The 15,872-nt window shown below is 70.9% G+C and carries 13 protein-coding genes, 5 tRNA genes and 1 riboswitch; of the genes, 8 read left to right on the forward strand and 10 right to left on the reverse strand.

Annotated features, from left to right (window positions below; genetic code table 11):
• Nucleotides 1–28: 28 nt before the first annotated feature.
• The 4 genes from H4N64_RS34570 to H4N64_RS34585 all read right to left on the reverse strand — a co-directional run bounded on the left by H4N64_RS34570 (nt 29) and on the right by H4N64_RS34585 (nt 4,152).
• Nucleotides 29–1,057: a peptidoglycan DD-metalloendopeptidase family protein gene (locus tag H4N64_RS34570; protein WP_186286491.1), complete on the reverse strand. Its 1,029-nt coding sequence runs from the start codon at nt 1,055–1,057 to the stop codon at nt 29–31.
• 11 nt (nt 1,058–1,068) lie between these two features.
• Nucleotides 1,069–1,226: riboswitch (cyclic di-AMP (ydaO/yuaA leader) on the reverse strand.
• Between the two features lie 214 nt (nt 1,227–1,440).
• Nucleotides 1,441–2,541, reverse strand: coding sequence for a PP2C family protein-serine/threonine phosphatase (locus H4N64_RS34575; RefSeq protein WP_336246883.1), 1,101 nt, complete (start codon nt 2,539–2,541; stop codon nt 1,441–1,443).
• A gap of 156 nt (nt 2,542–2,697) precedes the next feature.
• A tRNA-Met gene (locus H4N64_RS34580) sits at nt 2,698–2,771 on the reverse strand.
• Nucleotides 2,772–3,024: 253 nt separating this feature from the next.
• On the reverse strand, nt 3,025–4,152 hold the full coding sequence (locus tag H4N64_RS34585; protein WP_186286493.1) for a dihydrofolate reductase family protein: 1,128 nt from the start codon (nt 4,150–4,152) through the stop codon (nt 3,025–3,027).
• A gap of 111 nt (nt 4,153–4,263) precedes the next feature.
• Here H4N64_RS34585 and H4N64_RS34590 point away from each other — a divergent pair, with 111 nt between their 5' ends.
• The 4 genes from H4N64_RS34590 to H4N64_RS34605 all read left to right on the forward strand — a co-directional run bounded on the left by H4N64_RS34590 (nt 4,264) and on the right by H4N64_RS34605 (nt 8,213).
• Nucleotides 4,264–4,764 (forward strand): MarR family winged helix-turn-helix transcriptional regulator, encoded by a 501-nt coding sequence (locus H4N64_RS34590; protein WP_186286494.1) that lies wholly within the window; start codon nt 4,264–4,266, stop codon nt 4,762–4,764.
• 106 nt (nt 4,765–4,870) lie between these two features.
• Nucleotides 4,871–5,506: a GTP cyclohydrolase II gene (locus H4N64_RS34595; protein WP_186286495.1), complete on the forward strand. Its 636-nt coding sequence runs from the start codon at nt 4,871–4,873 to the stop codon at nt 5,504–5,506.
• A 99-nt stretch (nt 5,507–5,605) separates the two neighbouring features.
• Nucleotides 5,606–7,819 carry a hypothetical protein gene (locus H4N64_RS34600; RefSeq protein ID WP_186286496.1) on the forward strand — a complete coding sequence of 738 codons (2,214 nt, stop codon included), beginning with the start codon at nt 5,606–5,608 and terminating at the stop codon, nt 7,817–7,819.
• Nucleotides 7,820–7,829: 10 nt separating this feature from the next.
• On the forward strand, nt 7,830–8,213 hold the full coding sequence (locus tag H4N64_RS34605) for a DUF5955 family protein (RefSeq protein ID WP_186286497.1): 384 nt from the start codon (nt 7,830–7,832) through the stop codon (nt 8,211–8,213).
• A gap of 50 nt (nt 8,214–8,263) precedes the next feature.
• Here H4N64_RS34605 and H4N64_RS34610 read toward each other — a convergent pair.
• The 5 genes from H4N64_RS34610 to H4N64_RS34630 form a co-directional block, all read right to left on the reverse strand.
• A tRNA-Lys gene (locus tag H4N64_RS34610) sits at nt 8,264–8,336 on the reverse strand.
• 89 nt (nt 8,337–8,425) lie between these two features.
• Nucleotides 8,426–9,973, reverse strand: a complete 1,548-nt coding sequence (locus tag H4N64_RS34615; protein WP_186286498.1) for an amino acid permease — start codon at nt 9,971–9,973, stop codon at nt 8,426–8,428.
• Between the two features lie 104 nt (nt 9,974–10,077).
• Nucleotides 10,078–12,204 (reverse strand): DEAD/DEAH box helicase, encoded by a 2,127-nt coding sequence (locus tag H4N64_RS34620; protein ID WP_186286499.1) that lies wholly within the window; start codon nt 12,202–12,204, stop codon nt 10,078–10,080.
• Nucleotides 12,205–12,414: 210 nt separating this feature from the next.
• Nucleotides 12,415–12,921 (reverse strand): hypothetical protein, encoded by a 507-nt coding sequence (locus H4N64_RS34625; protein ID WP_186286500.1) that lies wholly within the window; start codon nt 12,919–12,921, stop codon nt 12,415–12,417.
• Between the two features lie 89 nt (nt 12,922–13,010).
• Nucleotides 13,011–13,361 carry a metallopeptidase family protein gene (locus H4N64_RS34630; RefSeq protein WP_009327618.1) on the reverse strand — a complete coding sequence of 117 codons (351 nt, stop codon included), beginning with the start codon at nt 13,359–13,361 and terminating at the stop codon, nt 13,011–13,013.
• Between the two features lie 84 nt (nt 13,362–13,445).
• Here H4N64_RS34630 and H4N64_RS34635 point away from each other — a divergent pair, with 84 nt between their 5' ends.
• The 4 genes from H4N64_RS34635 to H4N64_RS34650 all read left to right on the forward strand — a co-directional run bounded on the left by H4N64_RS34635 (nt 13,446) and on the right by H4N64_RS34650 (nt 15,360).
• Nucleotides 13,446–14,996, forward strand: a complete 1,551-nt coding sequence (locus tag H4N64_RS34635) for a metallophosphoesterase family protein (RefSeq protein ID WP_186286501.1) — start codon at nt 13,446–13,448, stop codon at nt 14,994–14,996.
• 80 nt (nt 14,997–15,076) lie between these two features.
• Nucleotides 15,077–15,149 (forward strand) — tRNA-Glu (locus H4N64_RS34640).
• A 38-nt stretch (nt 15,150–15,187) separates the two neighbouring features.
• A tRNA-Asp gene (locus tag H4N64_RS34645) sits at nt 15,188–15,262 on the forward strand.
• Nucleotides 15,263–15,286: 24 nt separating this feature from the next.
• Nucleotides 15,287–15,360, forward strand: a tRNA-Phe gene (locus tag H4N64_RS34650).
• Nucleotides 15,361–15,404: 44 nt separating this feature from the next.
• Here the strand turns inward: H4N64_RS34650 and H4N64_RS34655 are convergent.
• On the reverse strand, nt 15,405–15,719 hold the full coding sequence (locus H4N64_RS34655; protein ID WP_186286502.1) for an amphi-Trp domain-containing protein: 315 nt from the start codon (nt 15,717–15,719) through the stop codon (nt 15,405–15,407).
• Nucleotides 15,720–15,872 lie beyond the last annotated feature (153 nt).

The raw sequence follows: 15,872 nt of genomic DNA on the forward strand, positions 1-15,872 counted from the left end.
GGACCGCCGGGGTTCTGGCGGGTCTTGATCAGGGGTTGAGGCCCTTGCTGCGCAGCCAGGCGAGCGGGTCGATGCCGGAGGAGGAGCCCTCGGGGTGGACCTCCATGTGGAGGTGGGCCCCGGTGACGTTGCCGGTCGCGCCCACGCGGCCGATGACGTCGCCCGTGGTGACCTTCTGCCCGACGCTGACGCTGATCGAGGACTGGTGGGCGTACCAGATCTCGGTGCCGTCCTCCAGAGTGAGCACGGTCTTGTAGCCGTAGGAGCCGTCCCAGCCGGCGGAGGTGATCGTGCCGCTGTGGACCGCCTTGATCAGCGTGCCCGTGGGAGCGGCGAAGTCGAGGCCGGTGTGATAGCCGGAGGACCACAGCGAGCCGGCCTGACCGAAGGTCGAGGTGATGGTGTACGAGGAGGTCGGCAGCGCGTACTGCTTGGCCAGCGCGGCCAGGCGCTCGGCCTCCGCCTTCTCGCGGGCCTCCTGCTCGGCCTTCTCCTTGGCGGCGGCGGCCTTGGCCTCCGCCTCCTTCTCGGCCTCGGCGGCGGCTTCCGCGGCGGCCTTCTCGGCGGCAGCGGCGGCGGCCTCGGCGGCCTTGGTGTCGACCTGGTCCTGCTGCTGCTCGGCCTGGGCCATGATCCGGGCGCGCAGCGCCTCACCGGCGTCCGCGGCACCCTGCTCGGTGTCCGTGGTGATCATGCCGACGCTGCTGAGCGGGGTGGCCGAGGTCTCCGGCGCCTCGTCCACGGAGTCGTCGGAGATCAGCGGCAGGTCGGGCATGGTGATCGCGACCGGCGGCTTGCCGGACTGCGCGCTGGCCATGCCGCCCGCGCCGACGGCGGCTATGACACCGACGCCGAGAACCGTGGAGCTACGGGCGAGTCCGCCGCCGCGCTGCTTGGAGACGCGGTGCCGGCCGCGGACCGGGCGAATGGATTCCGTGGTGGGGTTCCATTCCTCCCAGGGGCCCTCGTCGGTGCGGTAGCTGCCGTAGCCGAAGGACTCGTCACTGCGCTGGCTCGGCACGAACGGGGCCTCGGGGGCAGGCCGGTTTGACGCCACGTGGGCGTGCTCCTTTCCTTCCTTCTCGCCTACCGGGTTAGCTGACGGGTTCGGAGCAGGAAGGTCTCCTACGCGCGTATATCCGCCGTTTCCGTACGGCGGATTACGCCCGATTCACCCCAAGTTGGTGGTTCCCCGGTTCCCTTGCGGGATTCGGCGCGTGCGCACGGAGCCGCCTCTTGTGACGGCTGGGACGACCGCGCTGCGTTATCGAACGTTAATAGACGTGGGGCATGGATTCCAAGCCGTTCGACTTGATCATTAACGTTTTTGGCCTGGACTTTCAGGTCACCAGCGGGCCAAATCGGGCGAGTTGACCAAGCCGCAGCCGTCACACAGGTATTGACGGTATGTCAGTTGTTATGCGGAGGGCTCCCATCCGATCACCCCCGGTGACCATCAGGGGGTCTTCTTACGGCGAGCAGCGCCATGTCGTCCGCCATGCCGCCCCCGCAGTGCCGGCGTACCTCCTCGGCGAGGGTGCGGATCAGGGTGCCGGGATCGCGGAAGACGCGGCCGGCCAGCCGTCGCTCGGGGTCGTAGAAGGCGCCGTGCGCGTCCCGGGCCTCGGTCAGGCCGTCGGTGTGCAGGAGCAGGGTGGTGCCGGGCGGGAAGGGGACCTCGTCGGCGCGGTCGGGCCAGTTGTCGAGGTCGCTCATGCCCAGCGGGAGGGCGGGCTCGCGGGCGGCCAGCGGGCGCACGGTGCCATCGGGGTACAGCAGCAGCGGGGGCGGATGGCCGCGGTTGACGACGCGGACGAGCCCGTCGCCGTGCGGGAGTTCGGCGAGCACGACGGTCGTGAACCCCTCGACGGCCTCGATCCCGCCCTGCCGCGAGGCCTCACGGGACAGCGCCCGCTCCAGCCGCTGCACCACCGCCTCCAGGCTCGCCTCCTGCTCGGCGGCCTCCCGGAAGGCCCCGATGACCACGGCGACGGCCGCGACGGCCCCCATCCCCTTTCCGCGCACATCGCCGACGACGAGCCGTACGCCGTACGCGCTGTCCTGCACCGCGTACAGATCGCCGCCGATGTAGGCATCGGCCTGCGCCGCCTCGTAGCGGGCGGCGATCTCGTAGCCGCCGATCCGCTCCACGGGTTCGGGCAGGACGGCGCGCTGGGTGGCCACGGCGATCTCGCGCTGCGAGGCGAGCCGCAGATCGCCGCGGCGCACGACGCGGTTGAGCACGACGGCCAGGACGGCGACGGTGACCACGGTCACCACCTCGGTGACCGTGTCCGCGTCCATGCCGAAGCCGTAGCGGACATGGACGCCGTACGCGGCGATCAGGGCCACGATCCCGGTGACGACGGTGCCGATCAGCGGGTAGAACGGCGCGGCCACCAGCGGGGCGGCGGTGAAGAAGGGGATCGCGGTGAAGTCCCGTGGGGTGACGAAGTCGTAGAGGACGCCGCCCGCGATCAGCAGCGCCGGGAGCAGCAGGACGACGGTGCGTGCGGTTGGGACGTGCCAGGTCTCGTCCACGCCTGAAGCCCGCACTGCCCGCCTCCCGCCACATCCGCCGTCCCTCCAGGTTTCCCGGAGCGGGGGCGGGGGGCGAACGGTGTGGGCCGAGTGGATGAGGCACGGGGAACGCACCGAGGGCCGGAACCCTTTCGGATTCCGGCCCTCGGCCTTCAGTAGCGGGGACAGGATTTGAACCTGCGACCTCTGGGTTATGAGCCCAGCGAGCTACCGAGCTGCTCCACCCCGCGTCGGTGAAACCAGTGTACGTCATCCGCGGGACACGAAGCACACGCGTTTGTTCACGCGGGCCTCCCCGGCGAGCCTGCGGGCGGCGAGGGCCGCCGAGGCCATGGCTCAGCGCGACCTCCAGGACCGGCTGCGCCCGGTGCTTGTACGCGCCGTACGACGTCCAGTTGCGCGCGCTGACGAGGACGCCGGGGCGGGCGAACTCGGCGTCGGGCGGGAGGGCGCGCGCCACGGTGGGCAGCGGGGGTGGGGCTCTTACGGCAGCAGGTGGGTGTTCGGTGCCTTCGCGCGGTCCTCGAACTCCGGGAGCACCACCACGTCAACGCCCGCCGACGCCAGCAGCCCGCTCCCGTCGGCGTCCACCACGAAGGTGTCCGGCTCGCGCCACGCCGTGACGACCCTGCGTACGCCCGCCTGAAGGATCAGCCGAGCGCAGGGCGCCGGGCGGGAGGCCCGGTGGGCGCAGGGTTCCAGGCTGCTGTACACCGTCGCCGAGGCCAGCCGGGGGTCCGTCGGGTCGATCTTCGCCAGTGCCGCTTCCTCCGCGTGGACCACCGGGTCGTCGCCCTCCCGGGAGTGGCCGCGGGCGAGTTCCGTACCGTCGGACGCCACCACCACCGCGCCGACGCTGAACGCCGTCCGCGACGGCGGGCACAGCTCCGCCAGTTCGCAGGCCAGCCGGAGCCAGTGGCGGTCCGCGGCCGTGGCCCGCGTGCCTTCGCCGGGTGCCGTGGGTGCGTAGCGCATCAGGACCACGTCCTCGATACGGCGGGACTCCAGCAGCCGCAGCCGGCCCTGCTGGTACCCCCCGGGGCCGAAGAGGCGCGGCGCGGACGGGTCGCCGACGAACAGGGGGGCCAGCACCAGGTGCAGCTCGTCCGCCAGACCCTCCTGGAGGAGCTGGGTGTGGACACGGCCGCCGCCCTCCACCATCAGGCGCCGCACCCCCCGGGCGTGCAGATCCTCCAGCAGTCGCCGCCAGTCCAGGTCGGGGCCCAGGGACACCACGTCCGCCGCGAGGCCTGCCGCGCGGGCCCGCTCGGCGCCCTTCTCCGTCGTATAGACGATCTTCTCGCCGCCCGTGTGCCAGAACTTCGCCTCCGGATCCAGCTCCCCGCTCCCGCTGACCGTGACCTTCAGGGGGTACTCCGGCCGCCCCGCGCAAACCCGTACCGCGCGCCGCGACGGGGAGTTGACCAGGAGCCGGGGGTTGTCGGCGCGGATCGTCCCGGCGCCGACGAGGATCGCGTCGACCGACGCCCGTACCTCGTCGACCCGGTCGAAGTCGGCCGGGCTGGAGAGCAGCAGCCGCTCGGGGCCGGTGTCGTCCAAGTAGCCGTCGAGGGAGACGGCGGCCGACAGCAGGACGTAAGGGAGAGGCATCGACGCTCCAGCGGGACCGGCGGGCTTGGTTCAGGGCGGCGCCTGGTTCCAAGGCGGCGCTTGATTCAAGGCGGGCTTGGTTCAAGTTTTAAGCAAATCTACACTGGACCCATGACGACCCGCTGGCTCACCCCCGAGGAGCAGCGCGCCTGGCGCGCGTACATCGGTGCCGCCCTCCTCCTGGAGGACGCCCTGGACCGGCAGCTCCAGCATGACGCCGGCATGCCGCACATGTACTACTCCATCCTCAGCAATCTCTCCGAGTCCCCGGAGCGCCGGCTGCGGATGACCGACCTCGCGGAGCGCCTGAAGATCACGCGCAGCCGGCTGACGTACGCCGTGGCCAGGCTGGAGAAGGACGGGCTCGTACGGCGCGAGGAGTGCCGCTGGGACAAGCGGGGCAGTGTCGCCGCGCTGACGGACGAGGGGATGACCGTCCTGGAACGGACGGCACCCGGCCATGTGGCGACCGTACGGGCCGCCCTCTTCGATCACCTCACGCCGGAGCAGGTGGGGCAGCTGGAGGAGATCTTCAGCGGCGTGACGCAGGCACTGCAGGGCGGGGAGCCCGCCGATGTGCCGTGGCTGCGCCGCTCGTGCAGTGGTGAATGAGCCGCGTCACATTTTAGTTGCTTCAAATTTCAAGCATGAGGTAGGGTCCCGAACCGAGGATCTGCTTCAAATATGAAGCAGATAGCCCCGAGGACCGGAGACCCGCATGTCCGAGCACCCCGCCGCCACCCCGCGCTCCCGCGTCCGCGTGCCGCTGCGCTTCCAGGACGGCTATAGCGTCGACGCCGACCTCGTCACCTTCCACGGCCTCGCCGACGGCCAGGAACACGTGGCCGTCGTCCTCGGCGACCCCGGCCCCGTCCCGCTCGTCCGGCTGCACTCGGAGTGCCTGACCGGCGATGTCTTCGGCTCGGCCCGCTGCGACTGCGGTCCCCAGTTGCGCGAGGCGGTCGAGCGCATCGCGGAGCGCGGCGGCGTGCTGCTCTACCTCCGCCAGGAGGGCCGCGGCATCGGCCTCTACAACAAGCTCGACGCGTACGCCCTCCAGGACCAGGGCCTCGACACCTACGCCGCCAACGCCGCCCTCGGCCTGCCCGAGGACGCCCGCGACTACACGGCGGCCGCCCAGATGCTGACGGCGCTCGGCATCGGCGAACTGGACCTGCTCTCCAACAACCCCGACAAGGCGGCCCAGTTGCGCGACCTCGGCATCGGCGTCCGCGACCGGATCCCCACCGGCGTCTTCACCACCGCCCACAATGTCCGCTACCTGCGCGCCAAGGTCCTCCAGACCCAACACACCCTGCCGCTCGGCGAGTTGGCCGACCGTACGGCGGGCTGACGCTCCCCGGGAATGTCTCCCTGACCGCTGGTGCGCAGCCGTTCGACTACGTACAGTGCTGCGACCGGGGTGTGACTGGGGGGTGCCGTGGGGCGATTAATGCGTTCAGGGCGAAGAACCGCCCTGCTGTGCGGGGGACTTGTGCTGCTGGGCAGCCCCTGGATGAGGGATCCGCTCAACGAGTGGCAGCCGGACACGCCCGTGGTGCGTATGGTGCACCGCTCGCTGTACGTCCCGACCTGGGATCTGTCCCCGAGCTCGGAGGGGATGGCCGAGCCCCTCTATCTGGCGGGCAACACCGCCCTGATCGTCCTGCTCGCCGGTGCCGTACTGGCGCCATGGCTGCTGGGCCGGAGCCCGGCCTCCCGGGGTGTGCGGTGGCTGGCCGCGTTCGGCGCGGGCATGCTCCTCTCGCTCGTCGCGGCACTGGCGTCCTGGGCCGTCGTCAAGGCCGACGGCGAAGAGTCCCTGTTGTTCTTCGGCTCCCCCTCGGACGCGGTGCTCGTCAACTTCCTGGTGGACGGCCTCGTCTTCGGCCTGCTGCTGGGCGTGGCCCTGGCAGCCGTGTTCGGCGGGACCGGTGCCCGCGCAGCCCTGTCCCGTATCCGTGAACGGAGCAGCACCATGGCACCCTCCTCGCCCGACGTCCCCGGCGGTGCCGTGGGTTCCACCACGCCCGACGACACCACCCGCCACCTGTGCGCGGCCGCCTACACCGACCCCGAGTTCACCCGCCGCGTCGTCGACGACGTCCTGCGCGACGAGCTAGGCGCGGTGGCGTCCTCCCCCGGGGTCGACCTGGTGCCCGTCGTCCGTCACAGTCTGGCGGCCCGTCGGCTGCACCGGGCGCGCGACCAGCGGCTCGTCGCGATCTACCTGCTGATCGCCGCCTTCGGCCCGCTGTGGCTGGTCTTCGGCAACCTCGCCTTCAAGGCGCTGGCCAAGGCCTCCCGGGCCCCGCGGCGCGGCGTACGCGGCCGGGAACCGGTGGACACGGGGGCGGCCCTGCGCTGGCTCGTCGGCACGATCGCCGGGCTGCTGCCGGCCGGGATCCTGTTCGGGATGTTCCTCTCGGCACTGCCGCTGTCGGGACCTTGGAGCTGGCTGGCCGGGTCCTACGCGCTGGGTATTCCGCCGCTGCTGGCGGTGATCGGCGGCGGGGTGTGGGCGTACTGGGTCATGGCCCAGGAGGAGCTGGACGTCGACAAGCGGCTGCGCGATTCGCTGCGGCGCGAGAACTTCGCCCCCGAGGCCGGTCCCGAGCCCGCGGAGGCGTGGGCGGTCGCCGGAGTACAGGCCGTGGCCAGGGCGCAGGCGGGCAACGTCACCGTCTACAGCGGCTTCTCCCCCTTCGTCGGACAGGGCGTACGGCAGTCGCAGTGGTCCGTGTCGCTGCCCCTGCTGCCCGAGCGGCCCGGCACCCCCCTCACCGACTTCGGCACCTGGGACGTGGTCGAGCGGCTGCGCGCCCGGCTGCGCGAGACCGCCGTACGCCATGCCACCGCCGAGCCGCCCGTCGACGGCGGCCCGAGCCTCGCGGCACTGGAGGTCGAGGACCGCGTGTTCGTCAGCGGCACCCAGATCACCGGCGACCATCGCTTCCTGCCCGCCCTGATCAAGGCGCCCGCAGCCCGGCTCCCGGAGGCGGCCGTACGCGACATCGCGATGGACCCGCAGGGCACCCCGCGGCACTGTCTGGCCGCCCATCTGCCCCTGTGGGGCGGCGCGGTGGTACCCAGTCAGCTGCTGCACATCGCGGTGGTCGGCAGAACCCTGCACCTGCACTGCGACCGCCACGTCCTCACTCCGCTACGGCCGGACCTGCGCGGAGTCGACCTGCTGCCGGAGTCCCTCACGCCCGCACACCGGGCGGGCCTGCTGCTCTCCGCCCTGCGGCGCAGCGGCGGCGCCCTGTTCGGCGCGCCCCGGGCCGTGCTCGGCGAGACCTTCCGCGAGTGGGGCGGACCGCGCCGGCAGCGCCGGGAGCGGGCCGCCGCCAAGACGGACCCCGCCTTCGACCGCGGAGCGCGGCTGAGCATCCGCGAGCACGCCATGAGCGCCGAGTACCTCGACCACTTCCAACGCGTCGACGCCGAGCGGGCGTTCGCCGCCCTCGACCGGCACGCCCTGGCCGCCGTGCGGGACTTCCTGGACGAGCACGGGGTGGACACCACCGACTTCCGCACCCAGACGCAGACCATCCTCAACCACGGCGTCCTGCAGACCGGCGGGGTCAGCGTCGTGGGCAACCAGGCCATCGGCCAGGGCGCCAGGGCGACCGCCGAGACGGCCACGGCCACGGCCCCGCAGTAAGGAGAACCCGATGCCCCACCAGCCCCCCGAGAACACGAACTTCGGCGTCCAGCAGTACGGCGGCCAGAGCCAGGTCGCCAACCAGGCCGTGGGCCCCGGCGCCCGCGCCGTCGCCGGCCAGGTCTCCTTCCAGTCCCTCACGGCCGACCAGCGCACCCAGATCCACGACCGCCTGGCACTGGTCGAACGCCTCCTGGACGAACACCGAGCCGGCCTCCCCGACCAGGACTCCCCCCGAGCGGAGCTGCGCAGGCTGCGCGAGGAACTGGACGAGAGCACCCCCGAGCCGGGAGTAGTACGCCGGGCCCTGGACCGCCTGACGGCCTTCGCGGAACCAGTGGCCCCGCTGGCGGCTGCGGTAGCCGCCCTGGCCCAGGCGATCCCCGCACTCTAGGAACGACACGGCGCCCGTCCGGCCGAAGCCGATCCGGGCGCCGCTGTCGGTAGGCCCTGTGGGACTCGAACCCACAACCAATGGATTAAAAGTCCACTGCTCTGCCAATTGAGCTAAGGGCCCAGGCGATGTTGCCCCCACGAGCATAGCCGGACGTGGCCGTGTCTCCGATCGGGTATTGGGGACACGGCCGCGTCCGATGGGTGAAGGGGTTACGGATCGACCGGTTCGGGCGCGCCGGCGCGGGCCGCCTCGCGGGCGATCGTGCGCTCGTGCTCGGGGTTGAGGAACCAGTGCCGGGCCGAGGCCAGCCACCAGGTGGCGGCGAAGCCGAGGACGACCAGGACGGCGACCGGGGCGTAGTTGAAGGTCTCCGCGGTGACCGGGGAGACCTGCGGCAGCATGAACAGGACCGTGATCACGCCGACCCACGCCACCGCCACCACTCCGATCGCCGTCGACCAGCGCCCCAGATGCCACGGCCCCCGCTCGAAGGCCTCGCCCTTGCGCAGCCGCAGCAGCGTCGGGATGACGTAGGCGATGTAGAGGCCGATCACCGCGATCGAGGTCACCGCCGCGTACGCCGTGACATTGATCAGATATGGCAGGCCCAGGAGCAGGGCCCCGCCTGCCGCCAGCCAGACCGCCGCGACCGGAGTGCGGGTGCGTGGGCTGACCGTGTGCCACACCCGCGAGAACGGCAGCGCTCCGTCGCGCGAGAAGGCGTAGATCATGCGGCTGTTGGCCGTCACCGAGGCCATCCCGCAGAACAGCTGCGCCCCGATCACGACCAGGAGCAGCAGCTTGCCCGCGGTCGCGCCGAGCGCGTCGAGCAGGATCTGGGCGGGCGGCGCGCCGGTCGGGGAGGTGAGGGCTCCCTCGTACGACTGGATCGCGAAGGTGAAGCCCAGCAACAAGACGAAGCCCGCGATCCACGACGTCCAGATGGACTGCACGATCCCCTTCGGACCCGCCGTGGACGCGTCGTGCGTCTCCTCGGTCATATGGGCGGAGGCGTCGTAGCCGGTGAAGGTGTACTGAGCCATCAGCAGGCCGATCAGGACGACGTACAACCCGCTGCCCCAACCCGTGTTGTTGACGAACTCGCCGAAGACGAAGGACGCGGACTGGTGCTCGTCCGGTACGAAGGTCAGGGCGCCGACGATCACCGCGACGCCGATGACGTGCCACCACACGCTCACGCTGTTCAGCAGCGCGACGATCCGCACGCCGAAGGTGTTCAGCAGACCGTGCAGGACCAGGATCCCGGCGAACAGCAGGATCGTGCGGCCGGGGGTGACCTCGAAGTCGAACTGGAGGTTCAGATACGCGCCGAGGAAGGACGCGGCACCGAAGTCGATACCGGCGGTCACCGCGACCTGCCCCAGCACGTTGAACCACCCCGTGAACCAGGCCCAGGCGGCGGCCGTACGGGGCGGGGCGAGCCGGTGGGCCCAGAAGTACAGGCCGGCCGAGGTCGGATACGCCGAGCAGATCTCGGCCATCGCGAGCCCGACGAACAGCGTCATCAGTCCGACGGCGACCCAGCCCCAGGTGATCACCGCCGGGCCGCCGGTGTTCATGCCGAACAGATACAGCGTCAGACACCCCGACAGCACCGAGATGATCGTGAAGGAGACCGCGTAGTTGGAGAACGCCGACATACGGCGGGCGAGAACCTGCGTGTAGCCGAGCTGGGCCAGCCGCTCTTCATCGGAGAGACTCTCCGACGGCCCGCTCGCTATGGCGTCATCTGTCATGCCCCCAGCGATTCCCTCACCGAGGGCGTGACATGCGTCACAGGTGGCTAAAAAAGACCCGCACGACCGAAATCGTGCGGGCCTCTGTGTCCTACGGCTCAGGGTCAGCCGTTGCGCTTCCAGCGCGGCTTGTCCTCGCGGCGCTGGAAGGAGCCGCCGCCGCGGTGGTCGTCACGGCGGCCGTTCGGGCGCTCGTGGCCACCCGAGCGGAAGCCGGGACGGTCGCCCTGGCGGTCGCGGTTGAACGGACGGTCGCTGCCACGGTGACCGCCGCGCTCGTCACGGCGCTCGAAGGAACGGCCGCCACGGTCGTCGCGACGGAACCCGCCACGGTCGTTGTCCCGACGGTCATCCCGGCGGAAGCCACCGCGGTCGTTGTCACGGCGCTCGAAGGAACGCTCACCACGGTCGTCACGGCGGAAACCGCCACGGTCGTTGTCCCGGCGGAACCCACCACGGTCGTTGTCGCGACGCTCGAAGGAACGGCCACCGCGGTCGTTGTCCCGACGGAAGCCACCGCGGTCGTTGTCACGGCGCTCGAAGGAACGCTCACCACGGTCGTCACGGCGGAAACCGCCACGGTCGTTGTCCCGGCGGAACCCACCACGGTCGTTGTCGCGACGCTCGTAGGAACGGCCACCGCGGTCGTCACGGCGCTCACGACGCTCGTACGAGGTCGAAGCCTCCGCACGCTCCACGCGCTCGACCCGCTCCACGTCCGACGCCACCGGCTGCTCCGGCACGGCGATCTCCGCCGCGGCCACCGCCGCCTGTGCCGCGGCCACCGCCGCCTGTGCCTCGGCCACCGCGGCCTCCGGGTCCTCGCCGCGCTCGCGGGCGACCCGGGCGACCAACCGGTCGGCCTCCTCGCGCAGCTCGCCCGCGCGACGCTGCGCACGCTCCAGCTGCTTGGTCAGGTGGGCGACCTCACGCTCGGCCTGCTGCGCGGCGTTGCCCGCGGACTCGGCCTGCACCTCGGTCATCGAACGGGCACCGGTGATCTCGGCGACCTCCGGGTCGAAGGCGGCACCGCCCTGGATGATGTGACGCCCGGCGTCGACGCCCGCGTCCTCCATCAGCCGGAAGATCTGACGGCGCTGGTGCGGCAGGGACAGCGACACGACGGTGCCGGTACGGCCGGCCCGAGCCGTACGGCCCGCACGGTGCAGGTAGTCCTTGTGGTCACCGGCCGGGTCGACGTTCAGCACGAGGTCGATGCCGTCGACGTGGATACCGCGGGCGGCGACATCGGTGGCGACGAGGACGTTGACGTAACCGTCCTTGAAGTCCGCCAGCGTCCGCGTCCGCGCACCCTGCGTCATACCGCCGTGCAGCGCGTCCGCCTTCACACCCGCGTCACGCAGCTGCTCCGCGACACGGTCGGCGCCCAGCTGGGTGCGCACGAAGATGATCGTGCGGCCCTTGCGGGAAGCGATCGCGGCCGTGACCGGCGCCTTGTCCTTGGGCTTCACGATCAGGATGTGGTGCGACATGGTCGTCACCGCGCCCTGCGCCGCGTCGACCTCGTGCAGGACCGGCTCGCTCAGGTAGCGGTCGACGAGGGTCTTGATCTCGTTCTCCATCGTCGCGGAGAACAGCATCCGCTGACCGCCCGACGGAACCTGGTCGAGCAGCTCGGTGACCTCGGGCAGGAAGCCCAGGTCCGACATCTGGTCGGCCTCGTCGAGCACCGCGACCTCGACGTCCTCGAGGGAGCAGGCGCCGCGGTTGATGATGTCGCGCAGCCGGCCCGGGGTGGCCACCAGCACGTCGACACCGCGCTCAAGCGCGTAGATCTGGTTGCCCATCGACGTACCGCCGCACACGACCTTCATCTTCAGGCCGAGCTGGTCGCCGTAGGGCTGGAGCGCGTCCGCGACCTGCATCGCGAGCTCACGGGTCGGGGTGAGGATGACGGCGCGCGGGCGGTGCTTCTCGGTACGGCCGCCCGACAGGCGGGCCAGGGTCGGCAGACCGAAGGAGAGGGTCTTGCCGGAGCCGGTACGGCCACGGCCCAGGATGTCCTTGCCGGCCAGGGCGTCCGGGATGGTCGCGGCCTGGATCGGGAAGGGGGTGGTCACGCCGTTCTGCGCGAGCTTGCGCACGACACCCTCGGGAAGACCGAGGTCCGCGAAGGTGACCTCGGGGGTCTCCTCGACGGTCACGGTCTCGGCGATCTCGTTCTCGCCGTTCTCGGGCAGGACGATGTGATCAGAACTGGAAATGGACATGCGTATGCGAAACCTTCCGGAGTCTCGTCGGCACGCGCCCGTCAACTCCGTGATTTCGCAATACGACCGCCTCTATGCGGTCAGCCACGGCAAGGGAGAGAACGCGCCACACGGCGCGCTCTGCGTTGGCGCCGGGCAAATGGGATCAAACGATCTACCACCATACGCACCCTGCACCCCCGAAGGCAAACCGAGCCCGCTAGACGTAGGTCACACCGGAGCCCCCGCCTCCGGCGCCGGCTCCCGCTGCACCATCTGCGGCTCCCCATGCGCCGGGGACGACGGCTCGGCGACCGTCGGCTCGGGCGAGACCGTCGGCTCGGGCTGCGTGGGCGTCGGCGTCGGCTCCGCCGTGCGCGTCGGCGTCGGCGGCGCCTTCGTCGGCTCGGGCGGCTTTCCCGGCTTCTCGGTCCTCCCCGGCGCGGAAGCACCCTCGCTCGGCTCGGCCGGCGCCGACGCCGAAGGAGACGCCGACTCCTCGGCCTTGCCCTTCCTGCCCTTCCCCCGCTTGCCCTCGGCCGCCGCGGCCCCGTTCCCCGCACCACCACCGGACAGCGCCGACCCCCCGTCCGGCGCCTCACCAGCGCCCTGCCCGGCGGAATGCGACGGCTTCGCGCGCCCACCGGCACCGTCGTCGCCCACGCTCATACAGCCGGCGGCAGCGGCGACGGCCATCACCGTGGCAGCCAGACGGACAGGTACGTACAAGGGGCGCACGGGCAGCCACCTCCGGTGGAGGATGAAGGAGTCAACCTCCCCAACTCCCCCCGCCCACAAGAGGACACGCGACCCGTATCAGCCGACGCTCACCCGTACCCGAGCGCGTGCAACCGGGCGTCGTCGATCCCGAAGTGATGCGCGATCTCATGCACGACCGTCACCTCGGTCTCCGCGACCACGTCCTCCCGCGACTCGCACATCCTCAGCGTCGGCCCCCGGTAGATCGTGATCCGGTCCGGCAGCACACCCGCGTACCACTCACCCCGGTCCGTCAGCGGCGTCCCCTCGTACAGCCCGAGCAGCTCGGGATCGTCGGCGGGCGGTTCGTCCTCGACGAACACCGCGACGTTGTCCATCAGCCGCGTCAGCTCCGGCGGAATCCGGTCCAGCGCCTCGGCGACCAGTTCCTCGAACTCCTCGCGCGTCATCTCCAGCACACGGCCATTGTCCGGTACGACACGGCCGTACGAGAGCCGCCGACGCCCCGCATATCCACCCCCGCACTTGGGCATACGGGACCAATGGCCCGCGTCCCCGCCGCAGTCCTCACCGCCGCCAACCGGCTACGAAGGGCCCCGCGCGCCCTGACCCGCCAGTACCGCGCCCGCCAAGCACCCACCACGATCCAGCTCGTCCCGCAGCCACACCCCTGGGGCCGCGCCCTCGGCCTCGTCACGGTCGTCCTGCTCGGCGCCTGGCTCGGCCTGCTGATCGTCGGCAACGTACGCGTGCCCGTCGGCCCCATGAACACCACCATGACCCTGCGCCCCTCGGTCAGCGGCGGCACCAAGATCAACGTCTCCCCGCTCGGCGCCCTCCAGCTCGACAGCCACGTCGCCCCGGTCCGCCTCGACGTCAACGTCGACCAACTCGACCCCGAGCGCGCCCAGGCCCTCGTCGACCACCCCGAACGCCTCTCCGGACTCCAGGACGAGATCGCGGGGGACGTCGCCCACGGCACCCGCGACCTGGCCCTGCGCTCCTGCGTCGCCGTAGTCGCCGGCGCCACCGCACTCGGCCTCGCCGTCTACCGCCGCCCCCGCCGCGCCCTCGCCGCGGGCGGCCTCGCCCTCACCCTGCTCGCCGCCTCCGGCGGCACCGCGGCCGCCACCTGGAACCCGAACTCCGTCCTGGAACCCAAATTCTCCGGACTCCTGTCCTCCGCCCCCTCACTCGTCGGCGACGCCCGCAGCATCGTCACCGAATTCGACGTCTACCAAAAAGAGTTGGCCCGCCTGGTGACCAACGTGACCAAGCTCTACGACGCCACCTCCACACTCCCCGCCTACCAGCCCGACCCGACCACCATCCGCGTACTGCACGTGTCCGACATCCACCTCAACCCCGCGAGCTGGAAGATCATCGCCTCGCTGGTGGAGCAGTATCAGGTCAACGTGATCGTCGACTCCGGCGACACCATGGACCACGGCTCCGCCGCCGAGAACGGCTTCCTCGACCCGATCGAGGACCTCGGCGCGCCCTACGTCTGGGTCCGCGGCAACCATGACTCGATGACCACCCAGCGCTACCTGGAGGACCTGAAGAACGTGCACGTCCTGGACGACGGCCGCGCCAAGACCGTCGCCGGCCTGCGCTTCGCCGGGATCGGCGACCCCCAGTTCACCCCCGACCGCACGAACAAAACGGGCGCCGAGGCCTCCCAGGAACTGGCCGGCGCCCGCCTCGCCTCGGCCCTGCGCGACCAGCGGACGGCCGGCACCCCGGTGGACGTGGCGATCGCCCACGAACCATCGGCGGCCCGCGAGGTGGACGGCGAGGTCCCCCTGGTCCTGGCGGGCCACCTCCACCACGACGAGATGGAGATCCTGGAACAGGGCACACGCCTACGCATCGAGGGCTCCACAGGCGGCAGCGGCCTACGAGCGATCGAAGGCAAGTACCCCGACCCCATCGAGACCTCGATCCTCTACTTCGACCGGGACACCCACCGCCTCCAGGCCTGGGACGAGATCGAACTGGGCGGCCTCGGCCTGACGACGGCCGAGGTCAGCCGACATCTCCCGGAGGAGAACCAGCCGGGGAACGGCCCCACCTCCCCCGCGTCCCCGTAAACCGTTTTGGCGATCCCTCCCGCCATCCCATATGCTTCTCACGTCCCCGACGCGCTGAGAAGCGCCCAGGCGGGCCGATAGCCCTCATCGTCTAGCGGCCTAGGACGCCGCCCTTTCAAGGCGGTAGCACGGGTTCGAATCCCGTTGGGGGCACGCAGTACGGTGTGCGACACTGTCGTACGCAACAGCTTGGTCCTGTGGAGCAGTTTGGAGTGCTCGCCACCCTGTCAAGGTGGAGGCCGCGGGTTCAAATCCCGTCAGGACCGCTGAGGTTTCTTCGGGAGCCTCGTGGCTGGGTAGCTCAGTTGGTACGAGCGTCCGCCTGAAAAGCGGAAGGTCGCCGGTTCGACCCCGGCCCCAGCCACAACCCAAGGGCCCCGACCGTACGGTCGGGGCCCTTGATCTTTCTCACGCTCGGGACTTCTTCGCTGCGGTCCGCTTCGTCGTGGTCCGCTTCGCGGCACCGGCTCCGGCTTCGCTCTTCGTCGGCGTCGCCGGTGCCGTCGACCACTTGAATTCGATCTCCAGCTCGATCTCCCCGCCGCCGACCTCAAGCTCGATCTCGCTGTGCAGCTCGGACGGGATCCGCAGACTCAATGTCCAGGGTTCCAGTTCCAGCTCGGCGTCCTCGCCCTGCCTCAGCGCGGACGCGAGCGCCGCGAGCCGGTCTGCCGCCTCAAGGCGTGACAGCGAGCGCTTCTGCTCAATCTTGAGGTCACTCATGGCGTCTCCGATCCAGCGCGCGAAGTGCTGACACCGCCATTCTCGGGCCGTGTGCCGAGTCGGACATCTTCTTGGTGGCGTGTGGTGATCACCGCGAGGCCCGCCGCCCAAAAGCGTTCGCCCCTTCTTTGGCCGGGATGAGATCCTGGGTCG

Origin of the sequence: Streptomyces cupreus (assembly GCF_014257025.1) — a bacterium.
Classification (GTDB): Bacteria; Actinomycetota; Actinomycetes; order Streptomycetales; family Streptomycetaceae; genus Streptomyces; species Streptomyces cupreus.

What these genes read in the sequence shown, in the direction of transcription:
- H4N64_RS34585 (WP_186286493.1), bottom strand. Translation starts at nt 4,152, where the DNA reads ATGCCTCTCCCTTACGTCCTGCTGTCGGCCGCCGTCTCCCTCGACGGC.
- H4N64_RS34590 (WP_186286494.1), top strand. Translation starts at nt 4,264, where the DNA reads ATGACGACCCGCTGGCTCACCCCCGAGGAGCAGCGCGCCTGGCGCGCG.
- H4N64_RS34595 (WP_186286495.1), top strand. Translation starts at nt 4,871, where the DNA reads ATGTCCGAGCACCCCGCCGCCACCCCGCGCTCCCGCGTCCGCGTGCCG.
- H4N64_RS34600 (WP_186286496.1), top strand. Translation starts at nt 5,606, where the DNA reads ATGCGTTCAGGGCGAAGAACCGCCCTGCTGTGCGGGGGACTTGTGCTG.
- H4N64_RS34605 (WP_186286497.1), top strand. Translation starts at nt 7,830, where the DNA reads ATGCCCCACCAGCCCCCCGAGAACACGAACTTCGGCGTCCAGCAGTAC.
- H4N64_RS34615 (WP_186286498.1), bottom strand. Translation starts at nt 9,973, where the DNA reads ATGACAGATGACGCCATAGCGAGCGGGCCGTCGGAGAGTCTCTCCGAT.
- H4N64_RS34620 (WP_186286499.1), bottom strand. Translation starts at nt 12,204, where the DNA reads ATGTCCATTTCCAGTTCTGATCACATCGTCCTGCCCGAGAACGGCGAG.
- H4N64_RS34635 (WP_186286501.1), top strand. Translation starts at nt 13,446, where the DNA reads ATGGCCCGCGTCCCCGCCGCAGTCCTCACCGCCGCCAACCGGCTACGA.
- H4N64_RS34655 (WP_186286502.1), bottom strand. Translation starts at nt 15,719, where the DNA reads ATGAGTGACCTCAAGATTGAGCAGAAGCGCTCGCTGTCACGCCTTGAG.